Source organism: Mycobacterium sp. NGS40, assembly GCF_059812735.1.
In genome coordinates, this window is sequence record NZ_JCALDG010000006.1 from 195,402 (window position 1) to 209,234 (window position 13,833).

A 13,833-nucleotide genomic window follows, 5' to 3' on the forward strand; every position below is an offset into this window, starting at 1 on the left:
CTCGGGCACCGGGATGGCCGCGGCGCTGGCCGCCCACGAACTCGGGTTGTCGGTGCTGGTCGTCGAGAAGGCGTCGCACGTCGGGGGCTCGACCGCGCGGTCCGGCGGCGCACTGTGGTTGCCCGTGGGTCCGGTGCTGGCCGAAGCGGGTGCCGGCGATACGCAAGAGCACGCCACGACCTACCTGGACGCGGTGGTTGCGGATTCGGCGCCCCGGCAGCGCTCGACGGGATTTGTGACGCACGTGAGCGCGATGGTCGACATGTTGCGACGAACCACTCCCCTGCGATTCTTCTGGGCGCGCGACTACTCCGATTACCACCCCGAGGAACCCGGCGGCAGCGCGACGGGACGCACCTGCGAGTGCCATCCGTTCGACACGTCGCTTCTCGGCGCCTACCGCACCCGCCTGGAACCGGGCTTGATGGAGGTGAGCGTCCCGGTCCCGACGACGGGCGCCGATTACCGCTGGATGAATCTGGTGGCACGAGTGCCGCGCAAGGGAATTCCGACGTTCGCCAAGCGAATTGGGCAAGGAGTGGGCGGCCTGATGCTGGGCCGGCGCTACGCCGCCGGCGGTCAGGGTTTGGCGGCGGGCATGTTCGCGGGCGTGTTGCGCGCCGGCATCCCGGTATGGACCGACACCAGCCTGTTGCGTCTAGACGTCGACGGTCATCGGGTCCGCGGCGCGATCGTGGTGCACGGCGGCCGTGAGGTGTCGATCACGGCTCGGCACGGCGTCGTGCTGGCCACCGGCGGTTTCGATCACAGCATGGACATGCGCTGGAAATTCCAGTCGGAATCGTTGGGCGCCAACCTGAGTCTGGGTGCGGCGGCCAACACCGGCGACGGTATTCGCGCGGGGCAGGAACTCGGCGCTGGCATCGATCTGATGGACCAGGCATGGTGGTTCCCCGCCGTCGCGCCGCTGCCCGGCGAGGCGCCCGCCGTGATGCTGGCCGAACGGTCGCTACCGGGCAGCCTGATCGTCAACCAGCATGGGAGCCGCTTCGCCAACGAGTCCTCGATTACATGACCTTCGGCCAACGGCTGCTGGAGTTGGAACGCGCGGGCAGTCCGGTGGAATCGATGTGGATCGTTTTCGACCAGCAATACCGCAACAGCTATGTCTTTGGCGCCCAACTCTTTCCGCGGATGCGTATCCCGCAGAGGTGGTACGACGCCGGCATCGCGGTCCGCGCCGACGACTTCGCCGAACTCGGCGCCCGGATCGGCGTGCCGGTTCCGGAGTTCACCACGACGGTCACCCGCTTCAACGAAAACGCCGCCGCCGGTGTCGATCCCGACTTCGCGCGGGGTCGCAGTGCCTACGATCGCTATTATGGCGACCCGACGATATCGCCGAACCCCAACCTGCGAGCGTTGACCAAGGGCCCGTTCTACGCCGTGAAGATGGTGCTCAGCGACCTGGGCACCTGCGGCGGATTGACAGCCGACCACCGGGCGCGGGTGCTGCGTGAGGACGGCGCCGTGATCAACGGGCTCTACGCAATCGGCAATACCGCTGCCAACGCGTTCGGCACTACGTATCCGGGTGCGGGTGCCACGATCGCGCAGGGACTTGTCTACGGCTACATCGCCGCGCGGGACGCGGCCGGCGCCGATTAGTCGGCTTCGCGCTTGGCCTGGACCTGTTTTTCGACCTCGCGCCAGGAACCTGGCGTGGTCCGCGGTTTGCCCGAACTACCCTTCGGCGCCGTCTGCAGTATGCGGTCGGCCTCGTCGATGTCCTTCATCATCTCCAGGGCGAACTCGCGCTCGGCGGCGTAGTACTTGGCCGCCCAGCGCAACGCGATCACCGAGTAAGCCCACGCGGGTTCGGCTTCGGCGCCCTCGGCGTCCTCGACCGCCTTGCGATGGCAGGCCTCGGTGTAGGCCACGTAGTCCTGCAGCAGCTCCTTGAGCCGGCTCGGGTTACTCAAATGCCCCAGCGTCATGCGCATCAGCACGCTGTGTTTGAGCACCGGGGGGTCCACCGGTGCGTCAGTGGCCCACTCGGTAACCGCCGCCATTCCAGCCTTGGTGATCTTGTAGAGCCGCCGGCTGCGGGTGCCCTCGTCGTGCTCGACGCGAGACGTCGCCAGGCCCAGGCCCTCCAGCTTCTTCAGCTCGGTGTAGATCTGGCTGTACGACGGGCTCCAATAGTAGAGGTCGACACTCCAGTCGATCCACTTCTTCAGGTCGTAACCCGAAACTTCCTCTTCGTAGGAGAGCATGCCCAGCAGCGCCCAGCTGGTCGCCGCAAGCGACCCTTTCACCGGCTCTTCGCTGGTCCGCGCCACGTGGCCAGGTTAACAACTCCGCACCCGTGATCGCGCGACACTGACCGCTGGCCGGGACACGCTAGGTTTCCGGTTTTGGATGACGACGGCGGCCGGGTGAGCTTTGATTTCGTGGTGGGCAGCATTCGAAAAGGAGTTCCCGCGTGAAATTCGTCTTCCCGCTTCCGCATATGCTCCGGCTCAAGGCCACGATGCAGCCGTGGGAACCAGAGGTCACCGGGCCCGATCAGACCCGAATGGCAAAATGCGCCGACCGCTGGGGCTACGACATGATCGCTTTTCCGGAACACCTCGTCATTCCGGTCGAGCATGTCGAATTGTCCGGGCCGCACTATCTGCACTCAACGGTCGCCCAAGCCCATGTCGCCGGCGCCACCGAACGCATCGCCATCAATTCCTGTGTCACGATCTTGCCGCTGCAGCATCCGATCGTCCTGGCCAAGGCGTTGGCCACCGCCGACTGGATGAGTGGGGGCCGGATGATGGTGACCTTCGGAGTCGGTTGGCTGGCACGGGAGTTCGAACTGCTCGGGGTGCCGTTTCACGAGCGGGGCCGCATCGCCGACGAATACCTCGCCGCGATCGTCGAATTGTGGACCAGCGACACACCGCAATTCGAGGGTCGTTACGTATCCTTCGACAACGTCGTGTTCGAGCCGAAACCCGTTCAGAAACCACATCTTCCGATTTGGATAGGCGGTGACGCCGACGCGGCTCTGCGGCGGGCGGCCCGGCATGCCTCGGGTTGGTGGGCGTTTCTGACGCCGCCCGAACACATTGCCGAGAAGGTGGACTACATCAAATCCCAGCCGTGCTACGACGGTCGGCCGTTCGACGTGATGCACGGGATGGGCACCAATCGGGTCGGCGAGGGACACGTTGTCCGAAAGGGGATCCGCGACCGGCCGGGTATGAGCGCCGAGCAGATCATCGACAGGCTGAACTGGTTTGCCGAGCAGGGCGTGACGGTCAGCGCCGTTCCCGTTCCGGCGGTACGCGGCGTCGACGAATATCTCGACTACGCGCAGTGGGTGATCGAGGAGATCAAGCCGAACGTCCGTTAGCTGCGTTCGCTCGCTGTGGGAGTCCACGCCTCGCATGCGGTAGGACACGTGTCCTAGCGGCGACGGTATCGCACCGACACCATGGAGGTGTCCGCACGAACAACGGGCAGTTCGCAGGTGCGGTGTTGTGGCGGTCAACTCCCCGGACGAAAGGAGCGGACAACCGTGGCTCGAAGATTCGCCGCTCGCGCACTACCCACGCGGCTGCTGTGCCCGGGCCATCCTTTGCTAGCCCCAATTCAATTGGGCGCGTTGTACGCTCCGAACCGGATTCTGATGGCGCCCATCACCCGCACCCGCGCCGACGACGACGGAGTGCCCACCCAGCTGATGGCCGATTACTATGCGCAGCGGGCGAGTTCGGGTCTGATCATTTCCGAAGGCACCTTCGCTTCGGCGCGTGGGCGGGCGTACCCCAACCAGCCCGGTCTGCACACCGACGCACAACTTGACGGATGGGCGCGCGTCGCCGAAGCGGTCCACGCGGCGGATGGCCGAATTGTGATGCAAATCATGCACTCTGGCCGGATCTCACATCCCGCTATCCTGGGCGGTCGACGGCCCGTGGCGCCGTCGGGGATCAGACCCAACGGCACGGTGCACACCGCCGTCGGCAAAAAACCCTTCGTTGTACCACACCAACTCACTGCTCACGAAATAGATTGCACCGTAGCAGTTTTCGTGTCCGCCGCGTGCCGTGCCCGCGCCGCCGGCGCCGACGGTGTCGAGATCGACGCCGCCGACGGATACCTGTTGAGTCAATTTCTCACCTACGACGCGAACTATCGACGCGACCCCTATGGCGGCTCCGCTCAGGCTCGGGCACGGCTTCCGAGCGAGGTCATCGCCGCGGTCGCCGACGCGATCGGTCCCGACCGGCTGGGGCTGCGCATCTCGCCGGGCAATCCGGAGAACGACATTCACGAACCGGACCTCGAGGCGCACCTGATCCTCGCCAAGCACGCCCGCGAACTGGGGTTGGCATATCTGCACGCACGAGTCCCACCCGAACGGCCGATCTACTCGTGGCTGCGTCGCCGCTGGCCAGACCGTCTGCTGCTCAATCGCAGGTTCCAGACGACGACCACCCGCGAGCGAGCCGTCGACGTCGTCACGACCGGTACCGCAGACGCCGTCACCATCGACAGTGCGTTTCTGGCGAATCCGGATCTGGTGCGGCGATGGACCTACGGCAGCCAACTCAACGCGCCCCGGATGGAATTCCTCTACACCGGCGGCGCATTGGGCTATACCGATTACCCGTCGATGTCGTGACGCGTAACCGAACTCACACTCACTGGGCGCAATACCCCAATCATCCGGGTGGTGGCCGGCTTCGAAGAAGAAATAAAGACGGAAGGACACACGATGACAAGCGGATCGCTGCGTGACACAACCTTGACCGGGACGGGTGATGACCGAGACGAGCAGCTGGCCCGGCGGGTGGCTGAATTGTTCGACACCGAACCGCAATTCCCGGCGGCCGTGCCGCTTCCCGAGGTAATCGAGGCGGCCTGCACGCCGGGCCTACGGCTCACCGAGGTCATCGCGACGATCGTCGGGGGCTACGCCGATCGTCCCGCGCTCGGGGAGCGTGCTCGCGCGTTGGTGACCGACGCCAACGGCCGCACGTCGATCCGGTTGCAACCACGCTTCGAGACCATCAGCTACCGCGAATTGTGGGACCGGGTGCGCGCGATCGCCACCGACTGGCACAACGACCCCGAGAACCCGATCGGCTCAGGCGATGTCGTGGCGACGATCGGATTCTCCAGCGCTGACTATCTGGTCATCGACCTGGTCTGCGCCTACCTCGGCTTGGTGACCGTGCCGCTGCAACACAACGCCTCGGTGGCCCGGCTGCGCCCGATCATCGAGGAATGCGAACCGACGATCGTCGCAGTCAGCGCCGAATACCTGGACCTGGCAAGGGAATCCGTGCTGACCAGTGCCTCGCTGCGGCAGCTGATCGTCTTCGACTATCACGCCGGCGTCGACGAGCAGCGGGAGAACCTCGAACAGACCCGGGTGCGCTTGCAGGGCTCGGGCACGCACGTCGTCGTCACCACGATCGACGATGTCGTCGAGCGAGGCAGCCAATTGCCTGCGGTCGCACCGATCACCGACGGCGGCGACGACCGCTTGGCAATGATCATGTACACCTCCGGCAGCACCGGAACGCCCAAAGGCGCCATGTACACCGAGGCGACGGTCACCAAGGTGTGGACATCGGGCTCGTTCCTCACATCCGGCCTGCCGGTCTTCAACGTGAATTTCATGCCACTGAATCACCTCGGCGGCCGGCTGCCCCTGGCGTCGGCATTCATCGCCGGCGGCACCAACTACTTCGTCCCCGAGTCCGATCTGTCGACGCTGTTCGAAGACTGGGCACTGGTGCGGCCCACCGAACTCGGTGTGGTTCCCCGGGTGGTGGAGATGCTGTACCAGCACTACCGCGGCGCCGTTGACCGCGGGATCGCCGAGGGGGCAGATCCCGCCACCGCGGAGCGGGATGCCGCGACGGAGATGCGCGAGAGTGTGCTGGGCGGCCGGGTTCTGGGCGGTTTTGTCGGGAGCGCACCGCTGGCACCGGAGATGAAGGCCTTCCTGGACGGGGTGCTCGGCACGCACATCCTGGACGGCTACGGTCTGACCGAGACCGGAATCCTCACCCGCGACGGTGTGATCAGCCGCAAGCGGGTCGTCGACTACAAACTGATCGACGTCCCGGAGCTCGGTTATTTCCTGACCGACCGGCCTTATCCGCGTGGGGAATTGCTCGTCAAGACCGACATGATGACGCCGGGCTACTACAAGCGCCCGGAAATCACCGGCCAGGTTTTCGACGAGGACGGCTTCTACAAGACCGGCGACGTGATGGCCGAGGTCGGGCCCGACCGGCTGGTCTATGTCGATCGTCGCAACAACGTGCTCAAGCTTGCCCAGGGCGAGTTCGTCGCGGTGACGAATCTGGAGTCCATCTACGCCGGGGCACCGCTGGTACGACAGATCTTCGTCTACGGCAACAGCGAACGACCCAGCCTGTTGGCCGTAATCGTGCCCACCCCCGAAGCGCTCACCGAATACGGCAACAGCCCTGCTCTGAAAACTGCTGTGCACCAATCCCTTCGGCAGACCGCGGCGTCCGCCCAGTTGCAGTCCTACGAGCTGCCCGTGGACTTCATTCTGGAAACCAAACCGTTCACCACCGAAAACGGGTTGCTTTCCGGCTTGGGCAAGCAGCTGCGCCCCCGGCTCAAGGAACGCTACGGCGAACAGCTCGAGCGGCTGTACACCGAAATCGCGGCCGCACAGGTCGACGACATCCGGATACTGCGCGAGAGCGCGGCCGACCGGCCCGTGGTGGAGACGCTGGCCGGAGCCTGTCGCGCCCTGCTCGGCGCCACGAGCGCCAACTCCGAAGCGCATTTCACCGACCTTGGCGGAGATTCATTGTCCGCGTTGACCTTCTCGCACCTGCTGGATGAGATCTTCCGCGTCGAGGTCCCCGTCGCGGTGATCACCAGCCCGGCCAACACCATCGCGAAGATCGCCGACTACATCGACGCCCAGCGCGGTGCCGGTATCCGTCGGCCGATCTTCAGCACCGTTCACGGGCAAGGCAGCACCGCTATTTCGGCCGCCGACCTGACGTTGGACAAGTTCATCGACGCCCGCGCATTGTCCACCGCTGCGTCTCTGCCGCACGCCGCCGGTGCGGCGGATACGGTGCTGCTGACCGGAGCGAACGGTTGGCTGGGACGATTTCTGACTCTCGAGTGGCTGGAACGCCTTGCCGAACGGGGCGGCAAGCTGATCACGATCGTGCGTGGCCGCGACGACGATGAGGCCAGGGCTCGCTTGGAAAGCGCCTTCGACAGCGGCGATCCCGAGCTGCTGAGCCGCTTCCGCGAGCTTGCCGCCATGCATCTCGAGGTGCATGCGGGCGATGTCGCCGACCATAACCTGGGCCTGGACCCCGCGACCTGGCGGCAGCTGGCCGACACCGTCGATCTGATCGTGCATCCCGCCGCACTGGTCAACCACGTGTTGCCCTATGCCCAGCTATTTGGGCCCAATGTCGTTGGGACCGCCGAACTTATCCGGCTGGCGATCACGACCCGAATCAAGCCGGTCACCTACCTGTCCACCATCGCGGTCGCGATGACGGTGCCGCCCGGCGAGTTTCAGGAGGACGGTGACATCCGGCAGGTAAGCCCCACCCGTGCGCTCAACGACGACTACGCGAACGGGTACGCCAACAGCAAGTGGGCCGGCGAGGTGTTGCTGCGGGAGGCCAACGAGCTGTGCGGCCTGCCGGTCGCGGTGTTCCGCTCCGACATGATCCTCGCCCACACCCGATACCGCGGGCAACTCAACGTGCCCGACATGTTTACCCGGCTGATCTTCAGCCTGCTGGTGACGGGCATTGCGCCGCATTCGTTTTACGAATGCGACGGGATCGGCGGCCGGGCGCGGGCACACTACGACGGGCTGCCGGTCGACTTCATCGCCGAGGCGATCACCACGATCGGCTCGGGGGTCACCGGCGATTACCGCTCGTTCGACGTCATGAACCCATACGACGACGGGGTCTCGCTGGATGTGTTCGTGGACTGGCTGATTCGGGCCGGACACCGGATCCAGCGCATCGCCGACTACGACGAATGGCTGAGCCGGTTCCAGACCGCGCTGACGGGTTTGCCCGAGCGGCAACGTCAGCGGTCGGTCCTGCCGCTGCTGCACGCGTTCGGAAAACCCGAGAAGGCAATCCGGGGTGCGGCCGCACCCACCGCCGTGTTCCACGCCGCGGTGCGTGCCGCCGACATCGGACCCGACAAAGACATCCCGCATATCTCGGCGGAGTTGATCGACAAGTACGCCGAGGACTTGCGGCAGCTGTCCTTGATCGGCTGAGACTCGCCGATAACCACCGAAGAAAGGAATGGTTTATGGAGATCAGCATCTTCAACAGCCTGGGCGACGGCGACGGACCGTCGCTGGTGGACGAGTACATCGAGACCGTTGCACGCGTGGCCGCGGAGGGCTTCACCACCATGTGGTCGGCCCAACTTCCGTGGCAACTCGATCTGCTGACCGTGCAAGGACTCGCACTGCGCGCGGTGCCGGATATTGAACTGGGCGTGGGTGTGTTGCCCCTCCAGGTCGCCCATCCCATGTTGACCGCCCAGCGCGCGCTGACCCTCAGTGCGCTCGCCGGTGGGCGGTTCAAACTCGGTCTGGGAGTGAATCATCCGCAGATGAGCGAGGAGTTGTGGGGAATCCCCTGGGACAAACCGGTACGGCGGATGAACGAATATCTGGACGGTGTGCAACCGCTGCTCGCCGGTGAGGAGGCCCACGCTGTCGGCGAGACGGTGACAACGCGTGGCGCGCTGCGGGTTTCCGGCATCTCGGCTCCCCCGGTCTACATCGCCGCGCTGGGGCCGCAAATGCTGCGCGTGGCGGCGCGGCGCACCGCGGGCACATTCACCTGGATGACCGGACCCACGACGCTGGCCAATCATGTCGGACCCACCTTGCGGGAGGCCGCGGCCGCGGCTGGGCGGCCCGAGGGCGCCGTCGAGGTACTGGCCGGCCTGCCGATCTGTGTCACCGATGACGCGAACGGCGCCAGGGCCCGGGCCGCCGAAGAATTCGCGATCTACGGCACGCTCCCGTCATATCGCGCGATGCTGGAGCGCGAGGGAGTGAGCCGCCCCGAGGAGATCGCGCTCATCGGCGACGAAGCCACCGTCGCCGATCGCGTCGCGGAAATAGGCGCCGCCGGCGTCGACGAATTCGTCGCGTACCCGTTCGGCGACGACGAGACCATGGCACGAACCCGCGCGCTGTTGCGGAAGGTCTCCGACCCCACCACCTGACGGATCACCGGATCCGCAGTCCCCGCTTGCGCACCCAGAGCGTCGCCGCAATGGTTCCGGCCAACCACACCGCGACCGCAATGCCCAGGTGCACGAAGCTTTTCGTGTCGCGGCCGAAGACCGGCCAGATCAGCGCGGGCACCTTCGTCCAGAGCAGCTGATGCTCTACCCCGTTCATCGGGTCGGCGAAGTAGTACAGCGCGTAGGGCAGCGTCAGCGCAACGATCCAGCCGCGGGTGCGGCGATGGTCGCCACGCTGCCGCCAGCGCCGGGTCAGCGGCGCGACGCCGACCGGGTGCAGCACGGAGAAGAAGTTGCCCACCCCGAGCCAGGACACGATGGGCACCGCGACCGTCGGGATCGTGATGCCCAGGCGCTGCGGGGTTTCCAGCCACAGTGTGAGCACCACCGCCGTCACCAACGTCGGCAGCCCGACGATTACCAGCAGGGCCAGGTTCTTGATCACCAGCACCCGCCCGAACGGCACGCCGTCGGACACCGCCTGGATGACTCGATAATGGTCCGAGCCAAGCAGATTCGTCGTGGTGACATCGGCGAGGATCCACGACGAGAAGTACGTGCCGACCAGTACCACCCAGTCCTGGTGGCGGCCCAGCGTCAGCGGCTGCACCGCCAACCACCCCACCGCGAAGACCAGGTTCGCCACCACGCCCATCAACCAGGTGCGGGGCGGGGTGAAGGCCCAGCGGATTTCGGCCGCAACGGCCGGCCACAGCGGGTGACTCAAATCCTTGGCCGCCCGCTTGGCCGCGGCGGGACGAGGTGCGGATGCCCGCACCACCGTTCGCAAGGCGGCACGCAACCGCGGGCGCATCGTCTCCTGCAACTCCGCCATGTCAACCCCCACCCGAGCGACCACCCGCTGTACCAATGCCTATTGATCGAGCGAATGTCACTGCGGCGTTGTCCCGATGAACCGCCGGTGCAGTTCCTCGGTGAGCAGGTGGATCTCACGGGTCAGTTCGGTGTTGGTCTTCAGCTCCAGCTCCTGGGTCTGGAAGTCGTGGTCGGCCCTGGCCTGTTGGAAAGCCGCTTGACGGTTCTGGCCGATCATCACGAATGTCGACAGGAAAATCGCCTCGAGCGACACGACCAGGGTCAGCGTCGGCCATGGACTGGGTTCGACGAACACCATCCACACGCCGAACAAGGCCGCGTGCAGCCAGACGAAGTTCATCGATCCGGCGAATGCCGTGATCCGGTCCGCCAGTCTCAACTGAAAATTGTCGCTGCGCCGCTTGGCTTCCTCGAGGACAGCGGGGTGATGGATCTGCCCACCGCGCAGCAGCCGGCGCGGAATCAATTGGGGGCTGTGTCGATGGCCCTCGGCTGGTGTCGTCATCGGAAGCCGTTCCTTTCTGCGGCGGTGATGCGCGCGTTCGGTGTCCACTGAGCCGCTCCGGCGAATGGACGAGCCGCTGGCCAATGCTAGTGGCCGACGAGCGGCGCAACGGCGAAGACGTTGACCCACAGGCGGTCTTCACCGTGGCGACGAGCGATTACTCGCCCCTGTCCGCAGCTGAGCTCACACCCCAGGTCGCCGAGTAGAACGTGTTACAGTTTGCCGATTCCGGCCGGTGGTGTCAGCCGGGCGTCGCAGGGGCGAGGAGGCCCGCATGGATTCCAGCGCCGGTGGCCGCGCGCGTTCCAAACGCCTTGGGGCAGAAATGGATACGCCGTAATGGCGGCGCGCAAGCGCGTCGTCGTGGCGGGGCTGGGCGACGTGGGCCTGTTGACCGCGATCCGGCTGGCCAAGCACGCCGACGTGGTCGGAATCTCCGCCAAGTCCGCGCTGGTAAGCGGCCAGGAACTCGGCGTCCGAATCTCCCGGCCTGGCGACTGGGCACGCGACTACTGGATACCCTTCGACCGGTTCCGCGGTCTGGATCGGGTGCGCACCGTGCAGGCCACCCTGACCGGAGTGGACCTGGCTTCTCGAACGGTGTTCGGCCGCGGCGGCGACGGCGCGACGACAGCCGAGGAGTTCGACGCACTGGTGATCTCCACGGGGGTGACGAACGGCTTCTGGCGCCAACCGACCATGGAATCGGCCGACGAGATCGGCGCCGGGCTGCACGCCGCGCACAATCGCCTGGCCGCAGCGGGCTCGGTCATCGTTGTCGGCGGCGGGGCCGCGGCGGTTAGCAGCGCGGTCAACATGGCAACCACCTGGCCGGACAAGCGAATTGACCTGTACTTCCCCGGCGAGGCCGCACTCGTCGGGTATCACCCGCGGACCTGGGACCGGATCCGCGGCCGACTCACCGCACTGGGCGTGGGGGTGCACCCCGGCCATCGTGCGGTGCTCTCGAACGGCGCCGGCCACGAGATCACCAGCGAACCCGTCAGCTGGACCACCGGACAACCGCCGGCCACCGCAGACGCCGTGCTCTGGGCCATCGGCAAGGTACGGCCCAATACCGACTGGCTGCCACCCGAACTGCTCGACGAACACGGTTTCGTTCGGGTGTCACCCGAATTGGAGGTGCCCGGCCATCGCGGTGTGTTCGCCGTCGGAGACGTCGCGGCCAGCGACCCTCTGCGCAGCTCGGCACGCAACCGCGGAGACTCGTTGGTAGCGCACAACATTCGTGCCGAGTTCACCGGTCGACGGCTGCGCACCTACCGAACGCCGGGACGACGGTGGGGCTCGTTGGTGGGGATCCAGGCCGACGGGCTGGAAGTCTTCCTGCCCACCGGCCACGCGTTCCGGCTGCCCGCCTGGTCGGTCCAGCGCGTGGTGATGCCGGGCCTTGTCCGCTGGGGCATGTACCGCGGGGTGCGGGCGAACGACCCGCTTCGATAATCACCTGTGAAAGTCTGATCGCGGTGGGTGCTGTTCGACCCGGCGGTATGCCACGATGATCGCGTGCGCGCATTCGCCTGCCCGGTGTGCCACGGGTTCGTGACGTTCGAATCGCACCGTTGCCCGAATTGCCAGGCCGCGTTGGGGTTTCACGCGTCGTCGATGGCCATGGTCGCGACCTCGTCCGGCGCCGCGGTCGTGGACGGTAGCCGGTGGATCGGCTGCACGAAAGCGGCCGACCTGGGCTGCAATTGGCTGGTGCCCGCCGAACAGCCGGATCATGCCAGCCGGGGGCGCTGCCTGCCCGATTCTGCGATCCGGCAGGAACCGGCCGCCGACGACACGATCGCACGCGAGAAGCTGGTGTCGACCGCGGTCGACCTGCGCCGGCTCACCTATCAGCTGTTAGACCTCGCACTTCCGGTGGATCCGTTCTGGCGGGCGGAGGGTGGCCTCGCCTTCGACCTGCTGTCCAGCCACAGCTCGGGGCGCAAAATCGTGATCGGCCATGCCGGCGGGGTGATCACCATCGACCTGACGGAGTCCCTGGACGCATACCGGGAATCATTGCGGGTGCACCTCGGCGAGCCGTATCGCACGATGTTGGGGCATTTCCGGCACGAGGTCGGCCACTACTATCAGAACCTTTTGGTCGAGACCGGCCCCGGCGTGCGCTATCTGGACGAGTGCCGGGAGTTGTTCGGGGATGAACGCGCCGATTACCAAGCCGCAATCGCTCGCCACTACCAATACGGCGCGCCCGACAGCTGGGAAGAGTCGTTCATATCGGAATACGCGACGATGCATCCGTGGGAGGACTTCGCGGAATGCTTTGCGCACTATCTGCACATCACCGACACGATCAACACGGTGCGAGAGGCCGGTTTGATTCTGGTTGCCGACCGCGCGAGCGTTGCCGTTCCCCGCGACATCGTTCCGCTCGCCTCCTACGCCGAGGCCCCCATCGAGCAGCTGCTTTATGACTGGCATTGGCTCGCGCTGTTTTTCAATCGCATCAACACCGCGATGGGCAAGGCGCCGTTGTACCCCTTCGAAATCCCGCCCCCGGTGATCCGCAAATTGGGCTTCGTACACAAGGTAATTCGTCAGGCGACTCCCAACGATTACACAGGACCGCCGAATACCCTCTGAACGGCCGAATTGGACGACCGGACTGTGCTCCTGAAGACATTGGCGTCGATGTGATTCCAAACCGCACCGAATGGGAATAGAGAGCGGGTGGGCGAGCCGGGGGTCAGTGCGTTTGAGAAGTTGGTGGCGCTGCTCAACTACCCGATGTTCGTGGTAACCACGCAGTCCAACGGGTCTACGGCCGGCTGCCTGGTGGGCTTCGCGTGCCAGGCCAGCATTCGTCCGCCTCGATTCCTGGTCGGCTTGTCCTCGCAAAACCACACCTTCCGCGTCGCCGCCGAGGCTACCCATCTGGCAGTACACGTGTTCGATATCGAACACATCGACCTGGTCGAACTGTTCGGCAGCCAGACGGGCGACGAGACCAACAAATTCAACCGTTGCCGCTGGCACCGCGGCCCAGCCGAGCTACCCATCCTCGACGACTCAGCCGCCTGGTTCGTCGGGAAGATCGTTGATCGCTTTTCGCTCGGCGATCACGTCGGGCACCTGCTGGAACCGTTGGATGGCGACCCGCCGACCGAACAGGAGCAATGGGTGTCCTTTGACGATGTCCGCTCGCTGGACCCGGGCCACGAGGCATGACGGCATCCGAACAGCAC

10 protein-coding genes and 1 pseudogene are annotated in these 13,833 nt (G+C 65.7%); 8 read left to right on the top strand and 3 right to left on the bottom strand.

The window, feature by feature from the left end; all coding sequences use genetic code 11:
• Positions 1-13 precede the first annotated feature (13 nt).
• Positions 14-1,629 (top strand): annotated as a pseudogene (locus AC5Y5O_RS11955) (3-ketosteroid-delta-1-dehydrogenase).
• Here the strand turns inward: AC5Y5O_RS11955 and AC5Y5O_RS11960 are convergent.
• Positions 1,626-2,237: a PadR family transcriptional regulator gene (locus AC5Y5O_RS11960; protein WP_096291118.1), complete on the bottom strand. Its 612-nt coding sequence runs from the start codon at positions 2,235-2,237 to the stop codon at positions 1,626-1,628. The pseudogene AC5Y5O_RS11955 and the gene AC5Y5O_RS11960 sit on opposite strands and share 4 nt — an antisense overlap.
• A gap of 209 nt (positions 2,238-2,446) precedes the next feature.
• Between AC5Y5O_RS11960 and AC5Y5O_RS11965 the strand changes: the two genes are divergently transcribed.
• From AC5Y5O_RS11965 to AC5Y5O_RS11980, 4 genes are all read left to right on the top strand, one after another.
• Positions 2,447-3,367: a TIGR03619 family F420-dependent LLM class oxidoreductase gene (locus AC5Y5O_RS11965; RefSeq protein WP_165796400.1), complete on the top strand. Its 921-nt coding sequence runs from the start codon at positions 2,447-2,449 to the stop codon at positions 3,365-3,367.
• Positions 3,368-3,532: 165 nt separating this feature from the next.
• The gene (locus AC5Y5O_RS11970; protein ID WP_500025319.1) at positions 3,533-4,642 is read left to right on the top strand and encodes an oxidoreductase; all 1,110 of its coding nucleotides are present in this window, start codon (positions 3,533-3,535) and stop codon (positions 4,640-4,642) included.
• Between the two features lie 93 nt (positions 4,643-4,735).
• The gene (gene car, locus AC5Y5O_RS11975) at positions 4,736-8,284 is read left to right on the top strand and encodes a carboxylic acid reductase (protein ID WP_096291116.1); all 3,549 of its coding nucleotides are present in this window, start codon (positions 4,736-4,738) and stop codon (positions 8,282-8,284) included.
• A gap of 35 nt (positions 8,285-8,319) precedes the next feature.
• Positions 8,320-9,252: a TIGR03564 family F420-dependent LLM class oxidoreductase gene (locus tag AC5Y5O_RS11980; RefSeq protein ID WP_096287536.1), complete on the top strand. Its 933-nt coding sequence runs from the start codon at positions 8,320-8,322 to the stop codon at positions 9,250-9,252.
• 4 nt (positions 9,253-9,256) lie between these two features.
• Here AC5Y5O_RS11980 and AC5Y5O_RS11985 read toward each other — a convergent pair whose 3' ends face one another.
• Positions 9,257-10,108, bottom strand: a complete 852-nt coding sequence (locus tag AC5Y5O_RS11985; protein WP_243394016.1) for a hypothetical protein — start codon at positions 10,106-10,108, stop codon at positions 9,257-9,259.
• Between the two features lie 57 nt (positions 10,109-10,165).
• Positions 10,166-10,615, bottom strand: a complete 450-nt coding sequence (locus AC5Y5O_RS11990; RefSeq protein WP_096291114.1) for a DUF1003 domain-containing protein — start codon at positions 10,613-10,615, stop codon at positions 10,166-10,168.
• 339 nt (positions 10,616-10,954) lie between these two features.
• Here AC5Y5O_RS11990 and AC5Y5O_RS11995 point away from each other — a divergent pair, with 339 nt between their 5' ends.
• The 3 genes from AC5Y5O_RS11995 (at position 10,955) to AC5Y5O_RS12005 (ending at position 13,816) form a co-directional block, all read left to right on the top strand.
• Positions 10,955-12,079: an FAD-dependent oxidoreductase gene (locus tag AC5Y5O_RS11995; RefSeq protein ID WP_096287534.1), complete on the top strand. Its 1,125-nt coding sequence runs from the start codon at positions 10,955-10,957 to the stop codon at positions 12,077-12,079.
• Between the two features lie 63 nt (positions 12,080-12,142).
• Positions 12,143-13,231, top strand: coding sequence for a zinc-binding metallopeptidase family protein (locus tag AC5Y5O_RS12000; RefSeq protein ID WP_096291113.1), 1,089 nt, complete (start codon positions 12,143-12,145; stop codon positions 13,229-13,231).
• 144 nt (positions 13,232-13,375) lie between these two features.
• Positions 13,376-13,816 carry a flavin reductase family protein gene (locus AC5Y5O_RS12005; protein WP_096291112.1) on the top strand — a complete coding sequence of 147 codons (441 nt, stop codon included), beginning with the start codon at positions 13,376-13,378 and terminating at the stop codon, positions 13,814-13,816.
• Positions 13,817-13,833: the final 17 nt, after the last annotated feature.